25 protein-coding genes and 1 tRNA gene are annotated in these 26,217 nt (G+C 56.6%); 15 read left to right on the plus strand and 11 right to left on the minus strand.

The genetic code is table 11. The features are described from left to right. The first annotated feature begins 41 nt into the window (after positions 1 to 41). Positions 42 to 118, plus strand: a tRNA-Arg gene (locus RUESEDTHA_RS12420). 130 nt (positions 119 to 248) lie between these two features. Here RUESEDTHA_RS12420 and RUESEDTHA_RS12425 read toward each other — a convergent pair. Further along, complete coding sequence (locus RUESEDTHA_RS12425) at positions 249 to 818, minus strand: DUF882 domain-containing protein (RefSeq protein ID WP_180887156.1); 570 nt, start codon at positions 816 to 818, stop codon at positions 249 to 251. 356 nt (positions 819 to 1,174) lie between these two features. Between RUESEDTHA_RS12425 and RUESEDTHA_RS12430 the strand changes: the two genes are divergently transcribed. From RUESEDTHA_RS12430 to RUESEDTHA_RS12445, 4 genes are read left to right on the plus strand one after another with little or no spacing between them, the layout of a single operon-like run. Next, positions 1,175 to 2,776 (plus strand): murein L,D-transpeptidase, encoded by a 1,602-nt coding sequence (locus tag RUESEDTHA_RS12430; protein ID WP_180887157.1) that lies wholly within the window; start codon positions 1,175 to 1,177, stop codon positions 2,774 to 2,776. A 35-nt stretch (positions 2,777 to 2,811) separates the two neighbouring features. After that, positions 2,812 to 3,903 carry a UDP-3-O-(3-hydroxymyristoyl)glucosamine N-acyltransferase gene (lpxD, locus tag RUESEDTHA_RS12435; RefSeq protein ID WP_180887158.1) on the plus strand — a complete coding sequence of 364 codons (1,092 nt, stop codon included), beginning with the start codon at positions 2,812 to 2,814 and terminating at the stop codon, positions 3,901 to 3,903. Positions 3,904 to 3,935: 32 nt separating this feature from the next. Continuing rightward, entirely contained in the window at positions 3,936 to 4,193 is a 258-nt protein-coding gene (locus RUESEDTHA_RS12440; RefSeq protein WP_180887159.1) for an acyl carrier protein, read from the plus strand. A gap of 9 nt (positions 4,194 to 4,202) precedes the next feature. Then, positions 4,203 to 5,411, plus strand: a complete 1,209-nt coding sequence (locus RUESEDTHA_RS12445; RefSeq protein ID WP_180887160.1) for a beta-ketoacyl synthase — start codon at positions 4,203 to 4,205, stop codon at positions 5,409 to 5,411. A gap of 57 nt (positions 5,412 to 5,468) precedes the next feature. On the opposite strand, the gene RUESEDTHA_RS12450 is transcribed toward RUESEDTHA_RS12445, so the two are convergent. Next, positions 5,469 to 6,062 (minus strand): invasion associated locus B family protein, encoded by a 594-nt coding sequence (locus RUESEDTHA_RS12450; RefSeq protein WP_171121455.1) that lies wholly within the window; start codon positions 6,060 to 6,062, stop codon positions 5,469 to 5,471. Positions 6,063 to 6,497: 435 nt separating this feature from the next. Here RUESEDTHA_RS12450 and RUESEDTHA_RS12455 point away from each other — a divergent pair, with 435 nt between their 5' ends. Continuing rightward, positions 6,498 to 8,039: a helicase HerA-like domain-containing protein gene (locus RUESEDTHA_RS12455; protein WP_180887161.1), complete on the plus strand. Its 1,542-nt coding sequence runs from the start codon at positions 6,498 to 6,500 to the stop codon at positions 8,037 to 8,039. 45 nt (positions 8,040 to 8,084) lie between these two features. Here RUESEDTHA_RS12455 and RUESEDTHA_RS12460 read toward each other — a convergent pair whose 3' ends face one another. The 7 genes from RUESEDTHA_RS12460 to RUESEDTHA_RS12490 all read right to left on the minus strand — a co-directional run bounded on the left by RUESEDTHA_RS12460 (position 8,085) and on the right by RUESEDTHA_RS12490 (position 14,178). Then, a complete protein-coding gene (locus RUESEDTHA_RS12460; protein WP_255431714.1) occupies positions 8,085 to 8,357 on the minus strand; it encodes a hypothetical protein in 273 nt (90 codons plus the stop codon). A gap of 140 nt (positions 8,358 to 8,497) precedes the next feature. Further along, positions 8,498 to 9,811, minus strand: coding sequence for a branched-chain amino acid ABC transporter permease (locus RUESEDTHA_RS12465; RefSeq protein WP_180887162.1), 1,314 nt, complete (start codon positions 9,809 to 9,811; stop codon positions 8,498 to 8,500). After that, positions 9,808 to 10,818 (minus strand): branched-chain amino acid ABC transporter permease, encoded by a 1,011-nt coding sequence (locus tag RUESEDTHA_RS12470; protein ID WP_180887163.1) that lies wholly within the window; start codon positions 10,816 to 10,818, stop codon positions 9,808 to 9,810. Before RUESEDTHA_RS12470 ends, RUESEDTHA_RS12465 begins: the two co-directional genes overlap by 4 nt. Next, entirely contained in the window at positions 10,818 to 11,252 is a 435-nt protein-coding gene (locus tag RUESEDTHA_RS12475; RefSeq protein WP_180887164.1) for a hypothetical protein, read from the minus strand. The genes RUESEDTHA_RS12470 and RUESEDTHA_RS12475 overlap by 1 nt, the downstream gene beginning before the upstream one ends. A gap of 1 nt (position 11,253) precedes the next feature. Further along, on the minus strand, positions 11,254 to 12,084 hold the full coding sequence (locus RUESEDTHA_RS12480; RefSeq protein WP_180887165.1) for an ABC transporter ATP-binding protein: 831 nt from the start codon (positions 12,082 to 12,084) through the stop codon (positions 11,254 to 11,256). Continuing rightward, complete coding sequence (locus RUESEDTHA_RS12485) at positions 12,081 to 12,869, minus strand: ABC transporter ATP-binding protein (protein ID WP_171174031.1); 789 nt, start codon at positions 12,867 to 12,869, stop codon at positions 12,081 to 12,083. The genes RUESEDTHA_RS12480 and RUESEDTHA_RS12485 overlap by 4 nt, the downstream gene beginning before the upstream one ends. Before the next feature lie 127 nt (positions 12,870 to 12,996). Further along, positions 12,997 to 14,178 carry an ABC transporter substrate-binding protein gene (locus tag RUESEDTHA_RS12490; RefSeq protein ID WP_171125033.1) on the minus strand — a complete coding sequence of 394 codons (1,182 nt, stop codon included), beginning with the start codon at positions 14,176 to 14,178 and terminating at the stop codon, positions 12,997 to 12,999. 153 nt (positions 14,179 to 14,331) lie between these two features. On the opposite strand from RUESEDTHA_RS12490, the gene RUESEDTHA_RS12495 reads away from it, so the two are divergent. Then, positions 14,332 to 15,429: a PQQ-dependent sugar dehydrogenase gene (locus RUESEDTHA_RS12495; RefSeq protein ID WP_180887166.1), complete on the plus strand. Its 1,098-nt coding sequence runs from the start codon at positions 14,332 to 14,334 to the stop codon at positions 15,427 to 15,429. Here the strand turns inward: RUESEDTHA_RS12495 and RUESEDTHA_RS12500 are convergent. Continuing rightward, complete coding sequence (locus tag RUESEDTHA_RS12500; protein WP_171211480.1) at positions 15,426 to 16,430, minus strand: GlxA family transcriptional regulator; 1,005 nt, start codon at positions 16,428 to 16,430, stop codon at positions 15,426 to 15,428. The two genes, RUESEDTHA_RS12495 and RUESEDTHA_RS12500, sit on opposite strands and share 4 nt — an antisense overlap. 168 nt (positions 16,431 to 16,598) lie before the next feature. On the opposite strand from RUESEDTHA_RS12500, the gene RUESEDTHA_RS12505 reads away from it, so the two are divergent. After that, complete coding sequence (locus RUESEDTHA_RS12505; protein ID WP_171121446.1) at positions 16,599 to 17,969, plus strand: class II 3-deoxy-7-phosphoheptulonate synthase; 1,371 nt, start codon at positions 16,599 to 16,601, stop codon at positions 17,967 to 17,969. A gap of 39 nt (positions 17,970 to 18,008) precedes the next feature. On the opposite strand, the gene RUESEDTHA_RS12510 is transcribed toward RUESEDTHA_RS12505, so the two are convergent. Next, positions 18,009 to 18,683 carry a PAS domain-containing protein gene (locus tag RUESEDTHA_RS12510; RefSeq protein WP_180887167.1) on the minus strand — a complete coding sequence of 225 codons (675 nt, stop codon included), beginning with the start codon at positions 18,681 to 18,683 and terminating at the stop codon, positions 18,009 to 18,011. A 256-nt stretch (positions 18,684 to 18,939) separates the two neighbouring features. Between RUESEDTHA_RS12510 and RUESEDTHA_RS12515 the strand changes: the two genes are divergently transcribed. The 7 genes from RUESEDTHA_RS12515 to pstA all read left to right on the plus strand — a co-directional run bounded on the left by RUESEDTHA_RS12515 (position 18,940) and on the right by pstA (position 26,214). Continuing rightward, positions 18,940 to 19,818, plus strand: a complete 879-nt coding sequence (locus RUESEDTHA_RS12515) for a YicC/YloC family endoribonuclease (RefSeq protein WP_255431715.1) — start codon at positions 18,940 to 18,942, stop codon at positions 19,816 to 19,818. Positions 19,819 to 19,833: 15 nt separating this feature from the next. Beyond that, positions 19,834 to 20,475, plus strand: coding sequence for a guanylate kinase (gene gmk, locus RUESEDTHA_RS12520; protein WP_180887169.1), 642 nt, complete (start codon positions 19,834 to 19,836; stop codon positions 20,473 to 20,475). Further along, positions 20,472 to 20,993, plus strand: a complete 522-nt coding sequence (locus RUESEDTHA_RS12525; RefSeq protein WP_180887170.1) for a gamma carbonic anhydrase family protein — start codon at positions 20,472 to 20,474, stop codon at positions 20,991 to 20,993. The genes gmk and RUESEDTHA_RS12525 overlap by 4 nt, the downstream gene beginning before the upstream one ends. Before the next feature lie 22 nt (positions 20,994 to 21,015). Continuing rightward, a complete protein-coding gene (locus tag RUESEDTHA_RS12530; RefSeq protein WP_180887171.1) occupies positions 21,016 to 22,062 on the plus strand; it encodes an ATP-binding protein in 1,047 nt (348 codons plus the stop codon). A 196-nt stretch (positions 22,063 to 22,258) separates the two neighbouring features. Then, positions 22,259 to 23,299: a substrate-binding domain-containing protein gene (locus tag RUESEDTHA_RS12535; protein WP_180887172.1), complete on the plus strand. Its 1,041-nt coding sequence runs from the start codon at positions 22,259 to 22,261 to the stop codon at positions 23,297 to 23,299. Positions 23,300 to 23,383: 84 nt separating this feature from the next. Next, complete coding sequence (gene pstC, locus RUESEDTHA_RS12540; protein WP_180887173.1) at positions 23,384 to 24,856, plus strand: phosphate ABC transporter permease subunit PstC; 1,473 nt, start codon at positions 23,384 to 23,386, stop codon at positions 24,854 to 24,856. Beyond that, entirely contained in the window at positions 24,853 to 26,214 is a 1,362-nt protein-coding gene (gene pstA, locus RUESEDTHA_RS12545; protein WP_180887174.1) for a phosphate ABC transporter permease PstA, read from the plus strand. The genes pstC and pstA overlap by 4 nt, the downstream gene beginning before the upstream one ends. Positions 26,215 to 26,217: the final 3 nt, after the last annotated feature.

The raw sequence follows: 26,217 nt of genomic DNA on the forward strand, positions 1-26,217 counted from the left end.
CAGTTGCACCCGGATCGGATCAAGGTTAGCTAACGACCAAGGCACCTGTAGCTCAGCTGGATAGAGCGCTGCCCTCCGAAGGCAGAGGCCAGAGGTTCGAATCCTCTCAGGTGCGCCATAATCATCCGATCCGTTTATCTGTCCTAACGTCGCAATTCTGCATCTGTCGGTATTGCGCCCGTCGTGAGACGTTCTAGAAAAACAAAAAGCGCCCGTGGGCGCTCTGTGTTTGGTGGGGTGGGTTGCTTTTAGCCGCCCCAGCTTCGGATTTCACCGCAATCCATGTGAACGAAATTTGAGCGGGAATATTTGCCAACACCACCGGCCCGACAGGACATTGCGGCCTTGGCCATTTGCGAGACTGAACGGGACGACAAGCGCAGGTCAGCAGCCTGACCTTTCATGTGCAACGAGTTCTTGGCAACGCGCCGCGATCGTGACCGCAACATCGCGTTTGTCTGCGGCGAGCGATAACCCGACAGCAGCATATAAGGCTCGTCAACATTCAGGAGATTGTGAGAGGCAGCCATGATGTCGATGGTGCGCAGGTCCATAGGTTTGACCTGATCGGTGCGCCAGTCGCGCATGAAGTGGTTCACTTCCTTGACGGCATCCTTGATGTACTTGCCGTCGACCCAATAGATCATATCGATCCGCTCGCCGGTACGGCCCGAATACATGCGAATACGTCGAATATCACCACCGCCGCGGAGAAACCCTGCTGCATTGGAATAACTCGGTGCCGCGACAACTGCCGTAGCTGCAAATGCGCCCAATAGGGCACGTCGGGTCAAGCCCGAAGTACTGCTCGTAGTCATTATAGTTTCGTCCCGTACTGTTCCTGCCTGCACACGATGTTACGCGCGCGTTCTTAATTTTTTCCCATCCCAGATGGCGAATTTATGGCACAGTCGTGAAAGACCGCCAAGAAGTCTTTCATACTCATCTATTCAAGGGGGAATTTTCGGCAGTTTTTTGCGCAGATGATGCAATTCGGTATATTCTTTAAGCGGATGGGTCATGCCGGTCCCTTGACGATGCAAACGCGCATCACGGCCAAAAAGAAGATTTGAAGTGATGCATTTGTGAATGGACAAGCGGTCTGACCCGCAATCATATTTGTTCGACGTGAACTGAAAAAGCGTCCAAGTTATTGAATAATCAGGGTCATCCCATGCGAGCATTTTTACGTGCACCATCTGGTTTCATCTTCGCAGCCTGCTTTGCGGCGTCTGCGGCGCTGGCGAACACCGAATCCAAACCTGCGACCGCGTTTCAGATGTCCGTTGCCGAATTTCTTCCCGCAGGCTCTGGAATGTCCGAATTTTATCGCTCCAACGGGTTTTCTCCGGTTTGGGTTGGCAATTCGCCCTCACATCAGGCACGCAGGTCAGGTTTGATCCGGGCATTGTCCAGCGTTGACATGCACGGTTTGCCAGAGGGCGCTTACGACGTACAGGGTTTGCTGACTCAGATGCAGGACGCGCAAACCCAGCGCGATCTGGGTGCGGTCGAAATGTCGTTGAGCCGCGCTTTCGTCGCCTACGCCAATGACATGTATTCGGGTGCGTTACGCCCATCCCAGATTGACGACGGGCTGGTGCGAAAGATCGAACGTCGGACAGCCGCCCAGCATCTGCAGGGCTTGGTGGATCACGATGCCGCGTATTTTGATCTGCTTACCCCACAAAACGCACAGTATCGCGCGCTTATGAAGCAGAAGATCGCGCTTGAAAACCTTATTCAGAAAGGCGGCTGGGGGGCGGGCGTTCCCTCTGATAAACTGGAACACGGTGACACGGGGCCGAATGTAATTAAGCTGCGCAATCGGCTGATTTCTATGGGCTATTTAAAATCCACGGCAAGCCCTGAATTCGACGATGCGTTGTTGGCGGCAGTAAAAAGATTTCAGTCCGATCATGGCCTTGCTGCGGATGGGGTGGCCGGTCAGGGTACAATCTCAGAATTGAACCGGACTGCATCTGACCGCCTGAAGTCCGTATACGTGGCGCTAGAGCGTGAACGCTGGTTGCCGAAAGAGCGTGGCGCGCGGCATATTCTTGTCAATCAGGCGGACTTTTCAGCGAAGATTGTTGATGACGGCTTGGTCTCATTCGAAACGCGGACGGTGATCGGAAAGAACACACATGATCGGCGCAGCCCCGAGTTTTCGGACGAAATGGAGCATATGGTTATCAACCCAAGTTGGTATGTGCCACGTTCGATTATCACCAAGGAATACCTGCCAAAGCTGCAGTCTAACCCAAATGCTGTTGGGCATATCCACATCACTGACCGCAGTGGCCGGCAAGTGAATCGCGGGGCCGTGGACTTTACCCAATTCAACGCCCGCAACTTTCCGTTTGCCATGCGACAGCCGCCGAGCCAAAGCAACGCATTGGGGCTGGTAAAGTTCATGTTCCCAAATCAATACAACATCTATCTGCATGATACGCCTCAGAAATCTCTTTTCGCGCGTGAGGTTCGGGCGTTCTCGCACGGGTGTATTCGTCTGGCCCAGCCGTTCGAGTTTGCCTACGCACTGCTTGCCAAACAGGAAGAAGACCCCAAGGCGTTTTTCCACCGCATTCTTGCCACCGGAAAAGAGACCACGGTTCCGTTGGAGCAACACGTGCCGGTTCATCTGATCTATCGAACGGCCTATATCGGCCCGAAGGGTGAGGTGCAGTATCGGCGTGATGTCTACGACCGCGACCGGAAAATCTGGGAGGCGCTCCAGAAAGCAGGGGTAGCCCTGCCGGACGTTCAGGGGTAATCACCGGGTTAAGTCCTAGTTCCGGGAAGCCCGACATGCACTACACAATTCTACAAATCGCCGAAGCACTGGGTGCTGAATACCAGGGCGAAGGCGATCTTGCCATTGAGCGCGCAGCAGAACCCGGTGATGCGGGACCTTTGGATTTGGCAATGGCCATGTCGCCAAAATATGCCGACGCTCTTGGTGCGGGGAACGCGCAGGCGGCGGTTCTTTGGGAAGGAGCCGATTGGAAGGCATTGGGCCTGAAGGCCGCTGTTTTCGTTGCTCGTCCCAGAATGGCAATGGCCGGGATTACTTCGATGCTTGATCCGGGGCAGGGTGTTGCGCCCGGTGTTCACCCCTCGGCTGTGGTTGATCCAACTGCGGAACTGGCCGACGGCGTTTCGATTGGCCCATTGGCGGTGATTGGCGCGCGCGCACAGATCGGCAAAGGGGCCGTGATCGGCGCGCATTGCGTGATCGGAATGGATGCCGTCTTGGGTGAGAACGCGGTCCTGCGCGAGATGGTCAGCATCGGCGCCCGAGCCCAAATCGGCCGTCGTTTCATTGCGCAACCGGGTGCCCGGATTGGTGGCGACGGGTTTAGTTTTGTTACGCCCGAGGTGTCAGGCGTAGAAAACGTGCGCAAAACGATGGGAGACCAAGGCGATGCGCGGGCGCAAAGCTGGTTGCGTATCCATTCGCTTGGCGCGGTCGAAATCGGGGACGATGTCGAGGTTGGCGCAAATTGTACGGTCGACAACGGCACGATCCGAAACACTTACATCGGGGACGGATCGAAATTGGATAACCTTGTGCATGTCGGCCATAACACGCGTGTTGGCAAAGATTGCCTTTTGTGCGGACAAACCGGTGTGTCGGGTTCGGTCGAGATCGGCAATAACGTGGTGTTGGGCGGACAGACCGGTGTGGTCGACAACATTTTTATCGGCAACGGTGTCATCGCGGGCGGTGGTACCAAAATACTGTCCAATGTACCGGCCGGGCGTGTGATCATGGGGTATCCGGGCGTAAAGATGGAAACGCATACGGACATGTACAAGGCCCAGCGCCGCCTCCCACGCATGGCGCGTGACGTAGAGGCGCTCAAAAAGGCTGTTTTCAAACAGGCTCCGAACGATTAAATCACCCTCAACGGGATAATCAGAGGTTCGACATGAGCATCACCGAACGCGTCATCGCCATCATCGCCGAACAGGCCGTGCTGGAACCTTCGGATGTGACGCCCGAAAGTACGCTCGAGGATCTTGGAATCGACAGCCTTGGTCTGGTGGAAAGCATTTTTGCCATTGAGGAAGAGTTCGATATCACCGTTCCTTTCAATGCCAACGAACCTACGGCAAGTGACTTTGACATCTCGAACGTGGCTGCGATCATTGCAGGCATCGAAAAACTTGTGTCGGAAAAGGTCTGACACAAGATCATGAAACGCGTTGTCATTACCGGGGCCGGGACGATCAACTCGCTGGGCCACTCCGTACCTGCCACACTTGAAGCAATGCGTGATGGCCGCTGTGGGATTTCCGAGTTGGAGTTCCGTGACGTTGAGAGGTTGGCCATCAAAATCGGAGGTCAGGTTCGGGGGTTCGAGGCCGAAGGCCGGTTCAACCGACAACAAATGACCCTGTACGATCGGTTCACGCAGTTCACGCTGACGGCTGCTAAGGAAGCAATCGAACAATCCGGTATCGAGTTTCACGGTGATCTGGCCGCGCGGTCCGGTGTTGTGCTAGGCACGGCCGGAGGGGGCGTTTCGACCTGGGACGACAATTATCGCTCTGTCTATGAGGATGGAAAGAACCGGGTTCACCCGTTCGTCGTGCCTAAATTGATGAATAATGCCGCCGCCAGCCATGTGTCGATGGAGCATAACCTCAAGGGGCCAAGCTTTACTGTTTCGACGGCCTGTGCGTCCTCGAACCACGCAATGGCGCTGGCGTTTCAGATGGTGCGCAGCGGTGCTGCGCCGACGATGCTGACCGGTGGTTCGGAATCCATGCTGTGCTTTGGCGGCGTCAAAGCGTGGGAGGGGTTGCGCGTCATGTCGAAGGACGCCTGCCGCCCGTTTAGTGCGAACCGGAATGGAATGGTTCAAGGTGAAGGCGCTGGTGTTTTTGTGTTTGAGGAATATGAACATGCGCGCGCCCGAGGTGCGGACATATTGTGCGAAGTAGTCGGGTTCGCGATGTCATCAGATGCCTCTGATATCGTGATGCCCAGCAAGCAGGGCGCGGCTCGGGCCATGTCGGGTGCGTTGGCCGATGCGGGGCTGAACGCGGATCAGGTAGGTTATATCAATGCGCATGGCACGGGGACGGCTGCCAACGACAAAACCGAATGTGCCGCCGTTGCTGATGTCTTTGGACCGCATGCGGACGAGTTGATGATCTCGTCCACCAAGTCGATGCACGGTCACCTGATTGGCGGAACCGGAGCTGTAGAGTTGCTGGCCTGTATCATGGCATTGCGCGACGGGGTGATCGCGCCGACCATAGGCTATGAAGAACCTGATCCCGAATGCGCCTTGGACGTGGTGCCAAATGACGCGCGCAACGCCAAAGTTGACGTGGCGCTGAGCAATGCGTTTGCCTTTGGCGGCCTGAATGCGGTTTTGGCGCTGAAACGTGTCTAAGCACGTTGGGCGGAAAAGAAAGGCGACCGTTTCTTCAGCCGCCTTTGTCTGCCGTTCTTAGTTTTGCTGTGCCGTCAGGCTGTCAAACCCCGAAGTGAATCCCGCAAGCGACATGTCCATTGACAGAACCTGATCCGGAAAACGGGCCGGAACCAGCGACAGAACCGCTTTGCTGCCTGCTTTCATTGCGTCGACATCGCCCTGGCTCAACCCAAGTTGGGCAACGCATCCGACGGGAACACAGTGGTGGTAATTGTAGAGTTTGCGCGGTGCCCCGTCGATTGACAGGGCAAGCTGCGCCTGAAGCAGGGTTTCAAGGGGAACGATCACACTGGCCCATGCAGCGGCAGCTCCACCAGCGGGCAATTTACCGATGGTGACTTCGGCAATGGGCTCACCCTGCTGACCGTTCAGGATCTGGACCAAGGCGCAGGGGTCATTGCCTTCCTCGGCCTTAATGCAGGAAACCTCCCAGTCGCCTGACTTTTCCTTGATGAACTGTTCGCCGACACGCGGCCCGGACTGACCCAGATCAAGACCACTGTCTGCCTGCGCCGGTTGAGATTCACCGGATTGAGTTTCCTGGGCTGCAACCGCGCCTGACAGTAGCACGGCGCCAACAATGTTGAGTGAGAGAAGTTTCTTGAACATGAACGCCTCGGCAGATTGGTTTAGCTTTTTGCCCGGTCTAACATCCTTGTGGCAGGGTGTCAGGCACTAAGCTTTCAAAATGCAGGGAAGTGATCGGAATCTTGCCGGTTTGCCGCGATTTTCGGGGCTATTTCCAACGAAGAAGGGAGCCGGTGGAGCGGCTCCCTTCAACTGAATTTTCTCCCCGTCGGACTGGCCGACTTAGTTATGCGCAGACGTTACGAGAGGGGAGCGCATCGGTCAACTGCAAACCTAAAAATTTAATGACATAGGCCGTAATCTTAAAAAAAGCCGCGCCCGAAAGCGCGGCCAGTCGACAGGGAGGAAGATCGTTGCCTCGCACCTCTCACCGCGGAGACAACGAATAGACTATCGCAGTTAAATATTAAATTTGTATGCTGCCGTCAGATCGGTGGATATTGGGACCATAATCATATGGAAAATGGTATTTTTTTAGGTGGCGCGGGTGACGACTATGGCCAGCCTCAATCATTGACGTTGAAATATGCCAATCGGCATGGATTGATCGCTGGTGCGACTGGAACCGGAAAAACGGTGACATTGCAAATTCTTGCCGAGGGATTTTCGCAGGCAGGCGTTCCGGTGTTTTTGTCCGATGTTAAGGGTGATCTGTCCGGGTTGGCCAAGGCGGGTAGTGAAACGCATAAATTGCACAAGTCTTTTCACGAACGCGCCGAGAGAATTGGACTTACAAATTATTCTTATGCGGCGTGCCCTGTGGCCTTTTGGGATCTTTTTGGCAAACAAGGGCACCCCGTCCGTACAACCGTGACTGAGATGGGTCCGCTTCTTCTATCGCGTCTGATGGATTTGAGCGAGGCGCAGGAAGGTATTTTGAACATCGCCTTTCGTGTGGCGGATGAAGAAGGGTTGCCGTTGCTGGACCTCAAGGACCTGCAATCGTTGTTGGTGTGGATCGGTGAAAATCGAACCCAGTTGTCCTTACGCTTTGGCAATGTCTCGACGGCTTCGATAGGGGCCATTCAGCGACGCCTCTTGGTTCTTGAAAACCAAGGTGGCACTAACCTGTTCGGCGAGCCAGCTTTGGAACTTGCGGATCTGATGCGCGTTGACGAAAACGGGCAGGGCGTCGTGAATATCCTTGCCTCGGACAAGCTGATGGGGGCGCCGCGTCTTTATGCGACGTTCCTTTTGTGGTTGCTTAGTGAACTGTTCGAAGAACTGCCCGAAGTCGGCGATCCGGATAAGCCAAAGCTGGTGTTTTTCTTTGATGAGGCCCACCTGCTTTTTGAAGACGCCCCAAAAGTTCTGGTGGACAAGGTCGAACAGGTCGCGCGCCTGATCCGTTCAAAAGGGGTTGGCGTTTATTTCATTTCTCAGAACCCCGCAGATATCCCAGAAGATATTCTTGGTCAGCTCGGGAACCGTATTCAGCACGCCCTGCGTGCGTTCACGGCGCGGGACAGAAAGAACCTGCGCCTTGCAGCCGAGACATATCGCGAGAACCCGGCCTTTGATACCGAGGCCGCAATCCGTGAAGTCGGGGTTGGCGAAGCCGTTACTTCGATGCTTCAGAAGAAGGGCGTGCCGGGTATTGTCGAGCGGACATTGATCAGGCCACCGGGCTCGCAGCTTGGCCCGGTAACTGCGGCCGAGCGTCAGGCCGTGATGGATGCGTCGCCGATGAGAGCGAAATATGATGCGTTGCAAGACCGAGAGTCCGCCTTTGAGATTTTAAAATCCCGTGCTTCGGCCGCCGCAGAAGCCGCTGCTGAGGCCGAAGAAAAGGAAGAATCTCAATCCGTGGCCGAACGTGAATTTGCGACAGCGCGACGTTATTCCGGCAGCAGGGTGGGGCGGTCAACGTCCCGCGACACACGCAAAAAGGATACGTTTACGTCGGCCATGAGCGAAGCGGTCATCAAAGAGCTTAAAGGCACCACTGGACGCCGCATCGTGCGCGGTATCCTTGGTGGATTGTTTAAAAACAATTAGGGGCCGCGCGCCGGACCAATTTGGTTCAGCGCGCACCCAGCCGGATCACTTCAGGCGGCGCTGGCCTTCCTGCTTACAGTAGGCGTCCGCCTCTGGCACGGACATCTTGTCAGCCGGGAAGTCAGTGGCGCGATCCCAGATTACCCGGTCTAGGCGGTAGAGCTGACAGGTGACTTCGCCCTTGGGGGTTTGAACTTTCACCGGTGTGCTCTCCACGTCTTCGGGTGATGGAATACATCCCGACAAACCTACAACAAGCGGCAGCAAAAGAACGGTTTTGGTGATCAAGGTTTTCATGTGAACTCTTTTCATACTCATCAGGCCGTCCGCGTTATTCAGGATGAGTGGAACACCGGCCTGAAACACTGCGGTTATTTATCCTGTAAACAAGCGATGGCCTGAAATCAACAAACCGCGCCAGACGTTTGGCGCGGTTTGAATCCTAACCTAAGGTTAATCTATTTTTCGGGTATCAATCCTCGTGGGCTGAACCTGAGCACGATGAGAAGGATCAGACCCATTGTGAACAGCCGCATATGAGCAGCACTTTCAATCAGGTGTGTCTTAAGCGCGCTGCCGTCCGGCATTCCGGCCGTAATCAGGTTCATCATCCACAAGCCAATCGGTTCGACCTGTACCCACAGGAACCAGATCAGGAAAGCCCCCAGAACCGCGCCGAAATTGTTACCGGAACCGCCGACGATCACCATCACCCAGACGAGGAAGGTAAAGCGCAACGGATTATATGTGCCCGGCGTCAACTGGCCGTCAAGCGTGGTCATCATCGCGCCCGCAATACCGCAGATCGCCGAGCCCAGCACGAAGATCTGCAGGTGGCGTCGGGTGACATCCTTGCCCATTGCCTCGGCCGCGACTTCGTTGTCACGAATGGCGCGCATCATCCGTCCCCAAGGGCTTTTTAGCGCCATTTGCGCCATCCACAGCAGCGCCAGCAGGACGATGGTGAACAGTAGCGAATAGCCCAGCTTGACCGAAAGGGTCGAGGCCGTGACCGGATCAAGACCCAGCCATTCGGCGCGGGCGATAAAGCCGGGATCGGCCTGCAACTCGACCTCATACCCCACCACTGGGGTGGGGCGCGGGATGCCGTAGACATTCTTGACGCCACGGGCCAACCAGTCTTCGTTCTTCATGATGGCGATGATGATCTCGGCGATACCCAGCGTCGCAATCGCCAGATAGTCTGACCGCAGGCCCAACGCAGTTTTCCCGATCAACCAGGCCGCGCCGGCTGCCAGTAGGCCGCCCGCAGGCCACGCCAACAGAACCGGCAAGTTCAAACCGCCGATATTGCCCGCGACTGCGGGGTCAATCGCCTCGACCGCGGCGATGCTGGGATCGAACACCGCGCGATAGATAAAGAACCCGGCGATGAGAATACCGATGATTGACAGGGTTTGTGTCCGTCCCTTTGGCATTCGCGTGGCGACAAGCACGGCTGCGACCACTGTCGCGGCCCCCAAAAGCAGGGCCAGCAGAATGCCGTATCCTCCGGCCGACCAAGCGCCCGGCGTAGGCGGGGTTGAGATCAGCACCACGGCCAATCCGCCCAGCGCGACAAAACCCATGACGCCTACATTGAAAAGGCCCGCAAAGCCCCATTGAAGGTTCACCCCGATCGCCATGATCGCCGAGATCAGCCCCATGTTTAGGATCAAAATGGCCGAGTTCCAGCTTTGCGTGAAACCCGTCAGCAGGATCAGAGAGCCGACCACAATGAAAAGCAGCGTGTTTTTGACGGACTCGGTCATACAGCTTTCCCCTTGAACAGGCCCGTGGGCTTAAACAGAAGCACGATCAGCAGGATCACGAAACTGACGGCGAATTTGTAATCGGTCGACAGGAACTGAACGAGGCCCGAGGGCTCCAGACCTTCGGGTGCCAGATAGGTCAGCACCTTTTTCCATGCATAAGTGATGGTCACTTCGGAAAACGCGATGATGAAACCACCGGCGATGGCACCAATCGGATTACCAAGACCGCCGACAATGGCCGAGGCGAAGATTGGCAGCAGAAGCTGGAAATAGACGAAGGGTTTAAAGCTTTTGTCGAGGCCATAGAGCACACCCGCCGTAGTCGCCAGCGCTGCGACGATGATCCATGTGATCATCACCACGCGTTCGGGGTTAATGCCTGACAGCAGGGCCAGATCTTCGTTATCCGAATAAGCCCGCATCGACTTGCCGGTGCGCGTTTGGTTAAGGAACCAGAACAACAGCACCACGGCGAAAACCGCAACAACCACGGTAATGCCCTGAGAGGTTTTGATCGCCAGTCCTTCCCGCAGGCCGGTCATCGCCTTGAAATCCCGTGCTGAAACGATGAACCGCGCCCCGTCCGAGAAACGTTGATCATCCGGCCCGATGATGAATCGCACGATCCCGTTCATGATGAACATCACGCCCATCGACACGATCACGAGAATGACCGGTTTGGCCTTTTGTTCGCGGTAGAACCTGTAAACAAGTCGGTCGGTGACCAGCACCAGAATGATACAGCCCAGAATAGCAACGGGCAGGGCGAGTAGGGCGGTCGGCAGCGGCCCGAAACTGACCCCGGCAGCTTGCAAGCCCCACGTGACCAGAACCGCGATCATCGCGCCAAAGGCCATCGTGTCGCCATGGGCAAAGTTAGAAAACCGCAGGATGCCATAGATCAGCGTCACCCCGAGTGCGCCCAGCGCCAACTGGCTGCCATAGGCGATTGCGGGAACAAGAACGAAGTTGGAGAGCGCCACAATGGCGTTGAGGAAATCCATTAAAACTCCTGCTCGCAATCACCTTCAAATACGCGACGCGCATTGAAAGTCTTTGAGTAATCGACATATTTCTGCGGAACGACAACGAGCGTAGCCGTCAGCGTTGATGGCGGTGTTTGTACAAAGTATATGATCGAGCGGCTATTTTCATTCTTTTGAGACGCGATCATCAATGAGTTTTTGGATGTGACCACATACTCTGTTCCATTCGAAAGACGCACTTTGGAAGTCGCTTCACCTGCTGCGGAGGTGCCGTCAACTCCGAAATCCCCGAAATTAGTTAGAACCCGATCAGGCGGATTGCCGACAATCTCGAATTTGAGTGTCGAACCCGTGCATCCTTCATTGTTTTCACAGAGTTCGCTCAGAAAGCATGGTTCAGTAACAGCAGTGCCGGTTAGATAGGTCAAGATCAATATTGTAGGTATCTTCACGCTAGCCCCCCAAGAAACTCTTACGCACTTCGGGATCGGCCAGCAGTTCCTTGCCCGTGCCGGTATAGGCGTTGCGCCCCTGAACCAGCACATAGCCCTTGTCCGCGATCTCCAGCGCCTGACGGGCGTTCTGTTCGACCATCAGGATCGGCAGCCCGGTGCGAGAAACCTCGATGATCCGGTCGAACAGCTCATCCATCACGATGGGTGAAACGCCAGCGGTGGGTTCGTCCAGCATCAGCACCTTTGGCTGGGTCATCAGCGCGCGGCCTACGGCGACCTGCTGGCGTTGACCGCCCGACAGCTCTCCGGCCGCCTGATTGCGCTTGTCGCGCAAGATGGGGAAAAGGTCATAGACCTGCTCCATCGTTCCAGAAATGTCGTCGCGGCGGATGAAAGCGCCCATCTCGAGGTTCTCCTCCACCGTCATTGAGGTGAAGATGTTCGACGTCTGCGGCACAAAGCCCATCCCCTTGATCACCCGGTCCTGCGGCGAAAGTTTGGTGATGTCTTCGCCGTCCAGTCGAACAGCTCCGGCGCGGACGTCCAGCATTCCGAAGACCGCCTTCATCGCGGTAGATTTTCCTGCGCCGTTGGGGCCGACGATCACGGCGATTTCACCTTTATCGACCGCGATGGTGCAGTCGTGCAGGATATCCGGCCCTTTGCCGTAACCGCCCGTCATCGTGTCACCGATCAGGAAGGGGCCGCCCGCGACCTTATGCGTTTCGCCACTTTTGCGATGGGCGGGGGTCATCGTGCCGACGCCATGCGTGTTTGTGATCGAGGCGTCCTTGTTGCCCTTGTCGTCGTGATAAGGATTGTCGCTCACGCCCCGGCCTCCAGCTTGTCTTTGTTCTTGAGGCCGGTGCCTAGATAGGCTTCGATCACGTGCTCATTCGCTTTGATTTCATCCAAGGTACCTTCGGCCAGCACCTTGCCCTCGGCCATACAGATGACTGGGTCGCAGATTTTGCCGATGAAATCCATGTCATGCTCGATAACCACGAAGGTATAGCCGCGTTCCTTGTTCAGGCGCAGGATCGTGTCAGCGATGGTCATCAAAAGGGTGCGGTTCACGCCCGCGCCGACCTCGTCCAGAAAGACGATCTTGGCGTCGACCATCATGGTGCGGCCAAGCTCCAGCAGTTTCTTCTGCCCGCCCGAGACCTGACCGGCCTTGTGATCGGCCAGATGTTCGATGGTCAGGAACTCCAGCACCTCATCGGCCTTGGCGCGCAGCGCGCGTTCCTCATCGGCGATGCGCTTGCGCCCAAACCACGTGTTCCAAAGGGATTCACCCGATTGCGCGCCCGGAACCATCATCAGGTTTTCGCGGCACGACATCGAGGAAAACTCATGCGCGATCTGGAACGTACGCAGCAGGCCTTTGTGGAACAGCTCATGCGGGGGCAGGCCGGTGATATCCTCACCATCCATGAAGACCTTGCCGCTGGTTGGCGGCAAGACTCCCGCGATTACGTTGAACAGAGTGGTTTTTCCGGCCCCGTTCGGCCCAATCAGACCGGTGATCGAGCCCTTTTGGATTTCCAGCGATGCCCCGTCCACCGCATGAAACCCGCCGAAATGCTTGTGCACGTCTTCGACGACGATCATCTTTTCCCCTAGCCGCCGTTTTCGGCGTTGTTGTCCCATCCCCGTTTTCCGGGGTGCGGCCTTTTTTCATTGAAACAGCCCGGACACAAGGCCCGGGCTGCTTGTTTTTATGACTTTTCAGGTCCGATCAACGGAAGTTGACGGTCTTGTTTTCGCCGTCGGTGACTTCGATCTCACGATACGAACCTGCGCTTTCACCGGGGCCGATCAGCTCAACACCCGACGCGCCGACATAGTCGATGTCCTGACCTGCGGCCAGCATTTCCAGACCCTTGGCTAGTTCGCCGGGATAGATCTTTTCACCCGGAGCGTTGGCAACGTCCATGATCTTGGCGCCGTAGTCCGCAGGGTTGGTGGACCCGGCGGCCTGCATTGCCAGCATGAACAGCGCTGCGGCGTCATAGCTTTCGGGCGAATAGGGCGAAGAGCCGTCGAAACCCGCGGCTTCGGCCATGGCAAAGTACTTTTCAGCACCTTCACCGCCCGAACCGGCGATCTGACCGAACGAGCCGTTCAGATCGGGGCCGACATTGTTGGGCAGCGAGTCACCGATCATGCCACCGGGCAGACCGAATGTGTCAAACGCACCGCTGTCCAGCGCTGACTGGATGATGCCCAGACCGCCCTGATCCAGATAGCCCGCGACCACCAGAATGTCGCCACCGGCCGAGGCCAGCGCGCCCACTTCGGCCGAGTAGTCGGCCTTGCCGTCTTCGTGCGCGGCCACGATGGTGACTTCGCCACCCGAAGCCTCGAACGACGACTGGATCGCGTCCGCCAGACCTTTACCATAGTCATTGTTGGTATAGGTCAAAGCGATCGAGCTGATGCCACGGTCGTTCAGGATGTCCGCCATTACCTGACCTTCGCGCGCATCCGACGGGGCGGTGCGGAAGAACAGGCCGTTGTCTTCCATGGTCGACAGGCCGGGCGAAGTTGCCGACGGCGAGATCATGACCATGCCGTTCGGAATCGCAACGTTCTGCAGGATCGCTCCGGTCACGCCCGAGCAGTCACCACCGATGATGCCGGCAACACCGTCTGCGATCATGCGCTCACCGTTCGAGGTGGCCAGACCGTTGTCGATGCAGCCAGTGTCAGCGCGGGATGCCGAAACGGACGAACCGTCCAGCAGCTTGCCGGATTCGGTGACTTCGGCCATTGCCAGTTCCGCGCCCGAGCCCATGGCCGGTGCCAGTGATTCAATCGGACCGGTAAAGCCGAACAGAACGCCCAGTGTGACATCTTCGGCCATTGCCGTGCCGGACAGCAGAGCGGTTGCTGCGGTTGCTGTAAGCAGCTTTTTCATATGGTTACTCCCTATTGTGAACGTATTCGTTCTGGGCATGACCCTAGGCAAGCTGTTCGGAAAAGAAAAGTCCTAACGCAAACGTGTTTTTGCGGCCCATAATCCTATTTGTTTTGTTGTGGTTGTCGCAGTGTCCCCAAAGTGGAGATCCCCATGCTCAGAGCGTTCGCGGTTTCACTCTTGCTGTTTGGTCCGATGGTGGCCGAAGCCGATGAATTAAGAACATCAGCCGGTCCAGTGCAGGTGAGCGCACTTGTCGATGGGCTGGATACCCCGTGGGCGGTTGGGATACTGCCAGACGGCACGTTTCTGGTGACCGAGCGTGACGGACAGCTATTGTATGTCGCTGACGGGGACGCGCGCCGGGTGCACGGAGCACCGGATGTGGTGGCCAAAGGGCAGGGTGGGTTGATGGACGTAACCGTCGCACGCGATTTTGCCCAGAGTCGTGAAATTTTTCTTACTTTTTCAAAACGTCAGAAGGGTGGTGCAGGAACTGCCGTGGCGGTCGCGCGCCTGTCAGAGAACGGAAAACGCCTTACAGACCTAAGGGTGATCTTCGAAGCCAAGCCGGGGGGATCTGGTGGTCGGCATTTTGGGTCTCGGGTCGTGGAAGCCGATGATGGAACCTTGTTTGTCACGATCGGTGATCGCGGTGACCGGCCTCAGGCTCAGGACAGGTCGAACCATATTGGCTCGGTTATCCGGATAAACCGCGATGGTTCGGTTCCGTCTGACAATCCGTTTGTCGGTCAACCCGATATCAGGCCCGAGATTTGGTCTTATGGGCACAGAAACCCGCAGGGCGCGGGTCTTGATGCGCAAGGGCGCCTGTGGACGTCGGAACATGGCGCGCGGGGCGGGGATGAGGTGAATCTTGTTCTGCCGGGCCAGAATTTCGGTTGGCCAGTGATTTCGTATGGTAAGCACTATTCAGGCAAGTCAATCGGCGAAGGCACCGCGAAGTCCGGGATGCAGCAACCGGAATTCTATTGGGACCCATCCATCGCACCGTCGGGATTGATGGTGTATTCTGGAAAACTATGGCCCGAGTGGAGGGGCGACATCTTCGTGGGGTCGCTCAAGTTCAACTACATCGTCCGGCTAGAGGGGACCCCCCTTAAGGAAGTCGAGCAAATCAAAGGAGCCGAGACCGAACGCGTCCGGGACATTGTCGAAGCGCCTGACGGGTCGATCTGGTTTATTTCCGTAGGAGAAGGCGCAGTTTATCGGATGGCGCCCCGGGGTTAAACCGAAAGGCGACCACTTTGGGCGCCGCGTTCCCTGTAGGGCGTGGTATTATAGTGCGCGCGGTAGCATTTCGAGAAATGCGAGGGGCTGGCAAATCCGCAGGCCAGCGCCACGTTAATGACACTCATATCTGTCTGCATCAGCAGGTTGCGTGCTTTGTGCAGCCTAAGCTCCATGTAGTACCGCTTGGGAGAACGGCTCAGGTAGCGGCGGAACAGGCGTTCCAACTGCCGCGTGGACATGCCCACATCTTTGGCAAGGATTGAAGGTGAGATCGGTTCCTCGATGTTTTTTTCCATCATCAGGATGACCTGGCTCAACTTGGGATGGCGCACGCCGATGCGAGTCGGGGTGGACAGGCGCTGCGTGTCCTGATCGGTGCGGATCGAGGAATAGATCATCTGGTCGGCGACCGCGTTGGCAAGATCTTCGCCGTAATCATCAGCGATGATTTTCAGCATCAGGTCGATGGATGAGGTCCCGCCCGCAGTAGTCATCCGGTTGCCATCAATCTGGAAAACAGACTTCGTGAGTTCGACCTCATCGAACTCCTCGACAAAGCTGTCCGAGTTTTCCCAGTGGATCGTCGCACGTTTTCCGTCCAGAAGTCCGGCCTTGGCCAGAGTATAGGCCGCTGTGCAAAGCCCACCGATTTTCAGACCACGCCGTGCCTCGCGCCGAACCCAATTCAGAACTTTCTTGGTGGTCGCCGCCTGCACGTCGACACCCCCGCATATGATCACAACGTCGTCGCGCTGTAATTCGTTCAGATCGGTGTCCAGCTTGAACTCGGTCCCGGCCGAGCATTTGACGGTATCACCGCCTTCACCTGCAAAAGTCCACGAATACAGTTCTTTGTCGGCCATGCGATTGGCAATACGCAGGCTATCCAGCGCCGAAGCAAAGGACAGCAGCGAAAATTTGTCCAGCAAGACAAATACGAAATTCTTAGGGTTGGCCGCAGTGTCTTCCACCGTGACAACTTGGCGTTGCTCTTGCATGGCGAGGTGTCCTTGATTCGGCGCCTGATGACGTTGCGTCGGCGACAGATTTGACAGCAACCATGATCAAAGCTTGTTTCCCGCGTCAAGAGGCGCAAATCGTATATGGTCACTCTTCATTGCATTTTGTATAGAGACGACCTGAATACTTCAGCGGAGATCAAAGCTATGACCGAGTGGCAAAAATCGAACTGGCGCAACAAGCCCCGGGTTCAAATGCCAGATTATACCGACGCGGACGCGCTGTCTAAGGTCGAGGCCCAGCTTTCTCAGTATCCCCCGCTGGTTTTTGCCGGGGAAGCGCGCCGCCTGAAACAGCTTTTGGGCGCCGCCGGACGTGGCGAGGCGTTCCTGTTGCAAGGTGGCGATTGTGCTGAAAGCTTTGAACAATTTAGTGCCGACGCAATCCGTGATACCTTCAAGGTGATGCTGCAAATGGCGATGGTGCTGACGTATGGCGCCAAAGTTCCCGTGGTCAAAGTTGGCCGGATGGCGGGACAGTTTGCCAAGCCGCGCAGCGCCCCGACCGAGGTTGTCGATGGTGTGGAACTGCCAAGCTATCGTGGTGACATCATCAACGAACTGGCGTTCACGCCCGAGGCGCGTATCCCGAATCCCGGCAAGATGTTGCAGGCCTATACGCAGGCCGCGGCGACGCTGAACCTGTTGCGGGCCTTCTCGACTGGCGGTTTCGCGGATATGAGCATGGTGCATTCTTGGACTTTGGGCTTCACGGACGAACAGGACGTTCAGAAATACTCTGAGATCGCGGACCGGATTCAGGACACGATCGACTTTATGCACGCGGCGGGTATCACCGCCGACACCACGCATGAGTTCTCGACCGTCGAGTTCTATACCAGCCACGAAAGTCTGCTGCTGGAATATGAAGAGGCGTTGACGCGTCTGGATTCGACTTCGGGCAACTGGCTAGCCGGGTCTGGCCACATGATCTGGATCGGCGACCGCACCCGTCAGCCCGACGGCGCGCACGTGGAATTCTGCCGCGGTGTATTGAACCCCATTGGTCTCAAATGCGGTCCAACCACGACAGCGGAAGATCTGAAAGTTCTGATGTCCAAGCTGAACCCCGAAAACGAAGAGGGTCGCCTGACCCTGATCGCGCGGTTCGGAGCGGGTAAGGCCGGTGAGCATCTGCCGCGGCTGGTCAAAGCCGTGAAGGAAGAAGGTGCCAATGTGACCTGGGTCTGCGATCCGATGCACGGCAATACCATCAAATCGGCAACGGGCTACAAGACGCGTCCGTTTGATTCAGTCCTGCGTGAAGTTCGCGACTTCTTTGGTGTGCATCAGGCCGAAGGAACCATCCCCGGTGGTGTACATTTCGAGATGACCGGTCTGGATGTAACCGAATGCACGGGCGGCGTGCGCGCCGTGACGGAAGAGGATCTTTCGGACCGCTACCACACCGCCTGCGACCCTCGTTTGAACGCGTCGCAGTCCTTGGAACTGGCCTTCCTTGTAGCCGAGGAACTGACCAACCTAAGGCGCGATCGCAGCAAACGTGCGGCGAGCTAACTCATAGAAAAAGCGGGCTAAGGCCCGCTTTTTTGTTACCTAATCATCTCGTGATACAACCAGACGCAAATGGGACGTTGAGCGATCAAATTCCCTTTGGCCCTCGGCAAAACCTGCTGAGGCCGGTTCGACGTTCGTGCGCGGTGATTGAATGGACGCCACTGTGCGAACCTTCTGACCAAGCACGCCGAACCGTCTGGGCGTAGCACCAATGGCACCATTGCTAGCAAGTACGCCCAAAACGCGACTTACGTCCCCTAAATCGCTCTTCAGCGGCAGGAGGATCATGCGCGCATCCAGATGGGCGCGCCCCGGTTTTCCAGCCCCCTCAAGTTCAAACTCGGCAATCGCAGGTCCTGCAAAAACCTGCTCCAATATCTCTGTAACCTGAGATCGCGCCGACGGTTCGAAAAAGGCGGTCAGGGGCATGCCCCGAACCTCCATCCCGGCAAGCCTGTTCAGATGACTGCCCGCAAGGCGAAAACGGGCCAGGCCGGGTGCTATGCGTTCGAGGATAAAGGTGTTTTCCAAAATGTTCTCAAGTCCGCGTGGATCAATTTGCGATCGCATTGGAACCTCGCCGCCCGTCAGCAGCGCGCTCCAATAAGCCTCAGCCTGGCGGAGGGGCGAAAATATGCGGCCACTGTCAAAGCGATCCATCGCGATGATCTTTCCAAAGCTAGACCCGGACCCGTTTCCGAAAAAGGTTTTCATTTCATAGCCCTAACGCCAATTGGCCATCATTTTCCTAAAATGCCAGATATCGGGGGCATCTTTCGAATGACCAGTTCTGACAAGGGCCAAACTGACATGGGTGGAGCCACTCTTGGAGGAATTCTTTAATGAATGGTTAACTTAGGTGTCTTCAGGCGAAACCCAGCAAACTCTTGCCCTGCGTGCTGTGATGGCATTAGGTGCGGTCAAGTATTCTGAGACGAGCAGCGACGAAAGGGCGGGCATGATCAGATCCATGACCGGATTTGCCTCTGGCAAGGGGGCGTTTGGGCCGCATAGCTGGACGTGGGAGATGCGCAGCGTTAATGGCAAGGGGCTGGACATGCGGGTGCGTGCCCCGGACTGGTTGACCGGGTTAGAGGTCGCATTGCGTGGACAATTGTCCAAGGCACTGAGCCGGGGAAACGTCACGCTGTCCCTGCGGCTTAACCGCGATGAATCTGCGCCGGACCTTGTATTGAACGAAGTCGCAATGGGGGCAGCGCTGGATGCGCTGGCAAAAACGCAGCAAATGGCAGAAACCCGGGATGTCACGCTGGCGCCTTCGCGTGCGTCCGACCTTATCGCGTTAAAGGGTATGCTGGATGCAGGCAGCGACGGAGACGATCCTGCGCCATTGGTCGAACATCTAATCGCCGAATTCCCAGGGCTTTTGACCGAATTTATTGCGATGCGCGAAACCGAAGGTCAGGCGCTTTCGCAAATATTGAACGGTCAATTGGAAACGGTAGCGGAGTTGACAGAACAGGCTGCAATTCTGGCGGAGCAGCGAAAGGATAAGGTCGCAGAAATGCTGCGCGAGAACCTGACGCGCGTCATGGATAACGCGCAGGGTGCCGACCCGGATCGTGTTGCGCAGGAACTTGCACTGATCGCGGTCAAGGCCGATATCACCGAAGAAATTGATCGCTTGAAAGCGCATGTCTTGGCGGCGCGGGACTTGCTGGATCAGGACGTTGCAGTTGGCCGAAAGCTTGACTTTCTGATGCAGGAGTTCAACCGAGAGGCCAACACCCTGTGTTCAAAGGCGCAAAGTGCCGATCTGACTTCGGTAGGGCTTGAGTTGAAAGCCGTTATAGATCAGATGCGCGAACAAGTTCAGAACGTGGAATAACGACAGGAGCGCCAAATGGCGGATCGACGCGGCCTACTAATCATTCTGTCCTCGCCCTCAGGTGCAGGAAAATCCACATTGGCCAAGCGGTTGATGCAGTGGGATACCGATCTGGAGTTTTCGGTCTCGGCCACCACCCGCGCGCCGCGTCGGGGCGAAGAACACGGTCGCGAGTATTTCTTTCTTACGGAGGATGCGTTCAAACAGCAGGTCGCCGAAGGGCAGATGCTGGAACACGCGCATGTTTTCGGGAACTTTTACGGCTCACCCGCCGGGCCTGTCCGCGAGTCGATCAACAGCGGAAAAGACGTATTGTTCGATGTGGATTGGCAGGGTGAGGTTCAGATCCGCAACTCGGACCTTGGCAAACACGCGCTTTCGATCTTTATCCTGCCGCCCTCGATCCCGGAACTGCGCCGTCGGTTGGAAAGTCGTGGCCAGGACAGTGACGACGTGATCGCCAAACGGATGCTCAAAAGCTGGGACGAGATCAGCCATTGGGGGTATTACGATTACGTTCTGGTCAATGACGATCTGGATTCGACGGAAGAAAAGCTGAAGACCATCGTCAGCGCCGAACGTATGCGCCGCATTCAGCAACCCAGCCTTCAAAACCACGTTCGCGCGCTACAAAATGAATTTGAGGGCCTGTCATGACAATCTACGCCTTGGGCGAGCATAAGCCGCAAATTCACGATGACACATGGGTTGCACCGGACGCCAACCTGATCGGCAAGGTGGTGATGGAGCAGGGCGCCTCGGTCTGGTTTGGTTGCACCATCCGCGCCGACCACGAAGAGATCCGCATCGGCGAAGGCAGCAATGTTCAGGAAAACTGCGTCATGCATATTGATGCAGGTTTTCCCCTGACTATTGGAAAGAACTGCACCATCGGCCACAAGGTCATGCTGCATGGCTGCACGATTGGCGAAAACTCTCTGATCGGAATGGGGGCGATCGTCCTGAATGGGGCAAGGATTGGCAAGAATTGCCTGATCGGGGCGGGGGCTTTGATAACGGAAGGCAAAGAGATCCCGGATAATTCACTTGTAATGGGATCACCGGGCAAGGTCGTGCGCACATTGGACGATGCAGCCGTAAAGGGTCTGACCCTAAGCGCCCTGCATTACCAGAGCAACATGCGCAGGTTTCGGGATACGATGACGGCGGTCTGATTACCTCCAAGAGGTTTTTTTCATGTCAAATGACCAGCTGACCGAATTTGTCGCTGCCGTTCCTATGCCGGCTTTGGTGGTCGATCAAACGGAACGCATTATCGCGGCGAACACGGACGCCAAAACCTTGCTTGGCGCGGGGATCGAGGGTCGGCACTTCGCAACGATCCTGAGGCAGCCTCAGGTCATTGAAGCCATGGAGCAGAGCTTGCGAACAAAAGGGCCGGTGAAAACGCGTCATCTGGCAAATGACGGGGCGCAGGACACAACCTTCGAAGTTCAGTGTCGGTACATGAACGGCGTCGGAGCGGTTTCCGGCGGCGCTGTGTTGGCCATCTTTCAGGATGTCACCCATCTGGAGCAGGCCGGTCAGATGCGCCGGGACTTTGTTGCCAATGTCAGTCATGAGCTGCGAACCCCTCTGACCGCCTTAATGGGGTTCATTGAAACCCTGCGGGGACCGGCCCGTGACGATGCCGTCGCGCGTGAGCGGTTTCTTAAGATCATGGCCGAGGAAGCCAACCGCATGAACAGGCTAGTCGGTGATTTGCTTTCATTGAACCGGGTTGAAAGCGAAGAACGCATCCGCCCGACAGAGCAACTGGAACTGACGGGAATGATGCAGTCGATTTTGAACTCGGTTCGTCCTTTGTCCGAGGACGCCGGTGTCGAACTGACCCTTTCGGCGGATCAGGGGCCTGTTACGTTAACCGGTGACAGCGATCAGTTGCGGCAGGTTTTCACCAACTTGATCGAAAACGGTATCAAATACGGCGGCAGCGGTGGCGTGGTCGAAGTGCGCATCACGTCATCGGAACGGGATACGGCGATGCGTGGCCCTGCTGTTCGGGTGCAGGTCATCGACAAGGGGCCGGGAATCGATGCGACACATCTGCCGCGACTGACCGAGCGATTCTATCGCGCCGACAGTCACAGATCGCGTGAGCTGGGCGGAACAGGGCTGGGCCTGGCGATTGTGAAGCATATTGTAAATCGCCACCGCGGTCGCCTGCGCGTGGAAAGCGACCTTGGAAAAGGTTCCGTGTTTACAGTTATTTTGCCGGGGTAACCCGGTTCAGTTTCCATCTGTGGTCGTCCAATTTGTCAGTTTTTGACCGACTTTTCTTTCGTTACGTCACCTTCAAACAAAGCAAGGTGTCATAAAAGCGTTACAAACCTGTCACAAAAGGCTTACGCACGGCTCTTAGGGGTGCCGCAGGATCATCATGGGGGTGATCAAATTCTATCTTTTCAGGGAGACTGAAATGTCCTTTGTAAAACTGTCGGCTTCGGCTCTTGCCATCTCTGCAATCTCGGCCACTGCTGCCGCTGCTCGTGATCAGGTTCAGGTAGCCGGTTCCTCGACCGTTCTGCCTTATGCTTCGATCGTTGCTGAAGCCTTCGGTGAGAACTTTGACTTTCCGACGCCGGTTGTTGAATCGGGTGGCTCGTCCGCTGGCCTCAAGCGCTTTTGTGAAGGTGTTGGCGAAAACACCATCGACGTTGCCAACGCATCGCGCGCTATCCGCGAGAAAGAAATCAAAGCCTGTGCCGAAAACGGTGTAACCGACATCATCGAAGTTCAGATCGGCTATGACGGCATCGTTTTCGCATCCGACATTAACGGCAACTCGTTCGAGTTCACCCCGGAAGATTGGTACAAGGCCCTGTCCGCTCAGATCGTTGTTGACGGTGAACTGGTCGATAACCCCAACAAAACCTGGGCCGACGTGAACCCCGCGTTCCCGGCGCAGCCGATTGCAGCCTTCATCCCCGGCACCAAGCACGGTACCCGTGAAGTGTTCGAAGACAAAGTGATCCTGGCCGGGTGCGAGCACCTAGGCGACTTTGACGTTTACAAAGCCGCTAACGGCGATGACAAGAAAGCCGCTGAAAAAGCCTGTATCGCGCTGCGCACCGACGGCGTGTCTGTCGACATCGACGGCGACTACACCGAAACTCTGGCCCGTATCGACAGCAACAAGGACGGCATCGGCGTCTTTGGTCTGGCTTTCTACGAGAACAACACCGACAAGCTGCAAGTTGCGACCATGTCGGACGTTGTTCCTTCGACCGAATCCATTGCTTCGGGTGAATACCCGGTTTCGCGCCCGCTGTTCTTCTACGTGAAAAAAGCCCACATTGGCGTGATCCCCGGTCTGAAAGAATATGCTGAGTTCTTCGTCGCGGACGAGATCGCAGGCCCCGACGGCCCGCTGGCGGAATACGGTCTGGTCTCGGATCCTGAGCTGGCGAAAGTACAGGAAACTGTTGCGAACGAAACCGTTCTGGGCGGCGGTTCCTAATATATCTTGTGAACCGAACCGGGGCGTAATTTTCGCGCCCCGGTTCTTTTTGACTCCTCCACTTGCGATACCATCGGAGTTCTCATGGCATTATCCTGGCTGCTGCTTATCCTGCTTGCGCTGGCAGTGATCGGTTTCTTCACGGGTCGCTCCCGTGCCTTGGCAAGCGCAGGAGGAGACGCGCGCGAGTTGCATTCGCTGCCGTCCTATTATGGGTACAATGTCGCCCTGTCTGCGTTGGTTCCGGCACTTGGCGTTTTGATTGTATGGCTTCTTGCCCAGCCGATGATCGTGAACAGCACGGTTTCCAGCCTTATCCCCGAGCAGTCGATCCCAGAAGGTTCTGATCGCGGCCTCATAATGAGCGAAGTACGTCGCGTGGCCGTTGGGTTGGATGGGGCAGTCGCCGCAGGCGCAATGACCGAAGCGCAGGCCCAAGACGCGAATTCGGATATTGATCAACTGACGGCAACACTAAAGGACGCCGGGCAGGTACTGACGCAGGAGATTTCTCAGCCGATCCTGATTGCGGCGCAAAAATACCGCAGTATGACGTCGACCGGATCGGTTGCCATGCAGGGCATTGTTCTGGCTGTCGCACTTTTGGGGGCAGCCTTCGCCTATATCCGCACGCATAAAGAATTCCGCGCCCGTAACGTGGTCGAGCAGGCGGTTCTGGCACTGCTGCTGCTGGCGGCTTCTATCGCGATCCTGACGACCGTGGGCATCGTTTTGTCGATGTTCTTTGAAACGCTGAACTTCTTCCAGCTTCATTCTTGGAAGGACTTCTTCTTTGGCAGCACATGGGCCCCCAACTTCCGTGGCGGGTCAGAGCTGTCGATCCTTCCGCTGCTGTGGGGTACGCTCTATATCTCATTAATTGCTTTGCTGGTCGCGGTACCGATTGGCCTGTTCGCGGCGATCTACCTGTCGGAGTACGCCACGGGTGCGACGCGCGCTGTGGCGAAACCGTTGCTTGAGATTCTCGCCGGTATCCCGACCATCGTTTACGGTCTTTTTGCCCTTTTGACGGTCGGCCCCGCATTGGTGTCGATGTTCGGTGAAGGCGGTGCGCTCGGGGTTGGCTGGATGGCTAGCTCGAACGCGGTGCTGACTGCGGGGCTGGTAATGGGCATCATGCTGATCCCGTTTGTTTCGTCGCTGTCGGATGACATCATCAACGCGGTGCCGCAGTCGATGCGCGATGGATCCTTGGGTTTGGGCGCGACAAAATCCGAAACCGTGCGTCAGGTGGTTCTGCCCGCCGCTTTGCCGGGTATCGTGGGTGCGATCCTGTTGGCCGCCAGCCGTGCCATTGGCGAAACAATGATCGTGGTCATGGCCGCCGGTGCAATCGCCAAGTTCTCGGGCAACCCGTTTGAGGCGATGACGACGATCACAACCCGGATCGTCAGTCAGTTGACCGGCGATACTGACTTTGCCAGCCCTGAGACGCTGGTGGCTTTTGCGCTGGGTCTGACCCTGTTCATCATCACGCTGGGGCTGAACATCTTCGCCCTTTATATCGTACGCAAATACCGGGAGCAGTACGAATGACCGATATTTCCCAAACGCCTGGGGCTGCTCCTGCTGCGAAGCCCAAAGGTGGCTCATTGTTCGAGAAAGACGCGCGTACCAAACGCCGCAACGCAGCCGAGGGTCGGTTCAAGCTGTACGGAATTGCCGCCATCGGGATCGGCCTGCTGATGCTGATCATTCTGGTCACGAATATCGTGACAGCAGGTACCGGCGCATTCCAGCAGACCTTTCTTGAGCTGAATGTCGAACTGAAGGCCGACAAGCTGGACAAAAAGGGCGACCGCAATATCGAGGATATCAAGAAGGTCTCGACCTTTGGTTACGCCCCGCTGATTGCCTCGGCGCTTGAGGCCGAAGTACAAAAACTTGGCATTCAGACGGATCTGAAACCCAAAGAAATGGGTAAGATCCTGTCAAAGTCGTCGCAGGCTCAGTTGCGGAACTACGTGATCGCCAACCCCGATGAGATTGGCAAAACCGTCAGTTTCCGCTTTCTGGTCAACAGCCGCGTAGATGGGTACATTAAGGGCCGTGTCACGCGTGAATCCATCGCCAATGACAAAAGCATAACGGCTGCACAGTTGGATTTTGTTGATCAACTGCGGGATGCAGGGGTGCTTTACAAGGCCTTCAACCCCGATTTCATCTTTGGTTCCGACGCGTCAGACCAACGGCCCGAGGCCGCGGGGATCGGCGTATCAATGCTGGGATCACTGTTCATGATGTTTGTGGTGCTGGCGCTGGCGTTGCCGATTGGCGTGGCCGCTTCGATCTATCTTGAGGAATTCGCGCCGCAGAACCGGCTGACCGATATCATCGAGGTCAACATCTCGAACCTGGCCGCCGTCCCGTCGATTGTGTTCGGTATTCTGGGTCTGGCTGTTTTCATCAACTACATGCACCTACCGACCTCGGCGCCGCTGGTGGGCGGTCTGGTGCTGACGCTGATGACGCTGCCGACGATAATCATCTCGACCCGCGCCTCGCTGAAGGCGGTTCCGCCATCGATCCGCGATGCGGCGCTTGGGGTAGGGGCCTCGAAGATGCAAGCGGTGTTCCACCATGTTCTGCCGCTGGCCGCACCCGGCATTCTAACCGGGACCATCATCGGTCTGGCACAGGCGCTTGGCGAAACCGCGCCGCTTCTGCTGATCGGGATGGTTGGGTTTATCGCGTCGAACCCGCCCGATGGGATTGTTGCGGGTTTCCTGTCGCCGAACTCGGCCATGCCTGCACAAATCTATGAATGGTCCAAACGCGCCGACCCGGCCTTTTACGAACGCGCATGGGGGGGCATCATCATCCTGTTGATCTTCCTTGTGACAATGAACACCATCGCGGTCATCCTGCGCCGCCGCTTTGAACGCCGCTGGTAAGGG

The organism is Ruegeria sp. THAF57 (genome assembly GCF_903914075.1).
GTDB lineage: Bacteria > Pseudomonadota > Alphaproteobacteria > Rhodobacterales > Rhodobacteraceae > Ruegeria.

Coding starts and splice junctions, on each gene's coding strand:
- RUESEDTHA_RS12425 (WP_180887156.1), bottom strand. CDS start 818: ATGACTACGAGCAGTACTTCGGGCTTGACCCGACGTGCCCTATTGGGC.
- RUESEDTHA_RS12430 (WP_180887157.1), top strand. CDS start 1,175: ATGCGAGCATTTTTACGTGCACCATCTGGTTTCATCTTCGCAGCCTGC.
- lpxD (WP_180887158.1), top strand. CDS start 2,812: ATGCACTACACAATTCTACAAATCGCCGAAGCACTGGGTGCTGAATAC.
- RUESEDTHA_RS12440 (WP_180887159.1), top strand. CDS start 3,936: ATGAGCATCACCGAACGCGTCATCGCCATCATCGCCGAACAGGCCGTG.
- RUESEDTHA_RS12445 (WP_180887160.1), top strand. CDS start 4,203: ATGAAACGCGTTGTCATTACCGGGGCCGGGACGATCAACTCGCTGGGC.
- RUESEDTHA_RS12450 (WP_171121455.1), bottom strand. CDS start 6,062: ATGTTCAAGAAACTTCTCTCACTCAACATTGTTGGCGCCGTGCTACTG.
- RUESEDTHA_RS12455 (WP_180887161.1), top strand. CDS start 6,498: ATGGAAAATGGTATTTTTTTAGGTGGCGCGGGTGACGACTATGGCCAG.
- RUESEDTHA_RS12460 (WP_255431714.1), bottom strand. CDS start 8,357: ATGAGTATGAAAAGAGTTCACATGAAAACCTTGATCACCAAAACCGTT.
- RUESEDTHA_RS12465 (WP_180887162.1), bottom strand. CDS start 9,811: ATGACCGAGTCCGTCAAAAACACGCTGCTTTTCATTGTGGTCGGCTCT.
- RUESEDTHA_RS12470 (WP_180887163.1), bottom strand. CDS start 10,818: ATGGATTTCCTCAACGCCATTGTGGCGCTCTCCAACTTCGTTCTTGTT.
- RUESEDTHA_RS12485 (WP_171174031.1), bottom strand. CDS start 12,869: ATGATCGTCGTCGAAGACGTGCACAAGCATTTCGGCGGGTTTCATGCG.
- RUESEDTHA_RS12490 (WP_171125033.1), bottom strand. CDS start 14,178: ATGAAAAAGCTGCTTACAGCAACCGCAGCAACCGCTCTGCTGTCCGGC.
- RUESEDTHA_RS12495 (WP_180887166.1), top strand. CDS start 14,332: ATGCTCAGAGCGTTCGCGGTTTCACTCTTGCTGTTTGGTCCGATGGTG.
- RUESEDTHA_RS12500 (WP_171211480.1), bottom strand. CDS start 16,430: ATGCAAGAGCAACGCCAAGTTGTCACGGTGGAAGACACTGCGGCCAAC.
- RUESEDTHA_RS12505 (WP_171121446.1), top strand. CDS start 16,599: ATGACCGAGTGGCAAAAATCGAACTGGCGCAACAAGCCCCGGGTTCAA.
- RUESEDTHA_RS12510 (WP_180887167.1), bottom strand. CDS start 18,683: ATGAAAACCTTTTTCGGAAACGGGTCCGGGTCTAGCTTTGGAAAGATC.
- RUESEDTHA_RS12515 (WP_255431715.1), top strand. CDS start 18,940: ATGACCGGATTTGCCTCTGGCAAGGGGGCGTTTGGGCCGCATAGCTGG.
- gmk (WP_180887169.1), top strand. CDS start 19,834: ATGGCGGATCGACGCGGCCTACTAATCATTCTGTCCTCGCCCTCAGGT.
- RUESEDTHA_RS12525 (WP_180887170.1), top strand. CDS start 20,472: ATGACAATCTACGCCTTGGGCGAGCATAAGCCGCAAATTCACGATGAC.
- RUESEDTHA_RS12530 (WP_180887171.1), top strand. CDS start 21,016: ATGTCAAATGACCAGCTGACCGAATTTGTCGCTGCCGTTCCTATGCCG.
- RUESEDTHA_RS12535 (WP_180887172.1), top strand. CDS start 22,259: ATGTCCTTTGTAAAACTGTCGGCTTCGGCTCTTGCCATCTCTGCAATC.
- pstC (WP_180887173.1), top strand. CDS start 23,384: ATGGCATTATCCTGGCTGCTGCTTATCCTGCTTGCGCTGGCAGTGATC.
- pstA (WP_180887174.1), top strand. CDS start 24,853: ATGACCGATATTTCCCAAACGCCTGGGGCTGCTCCTGCTGCGAAGCCC.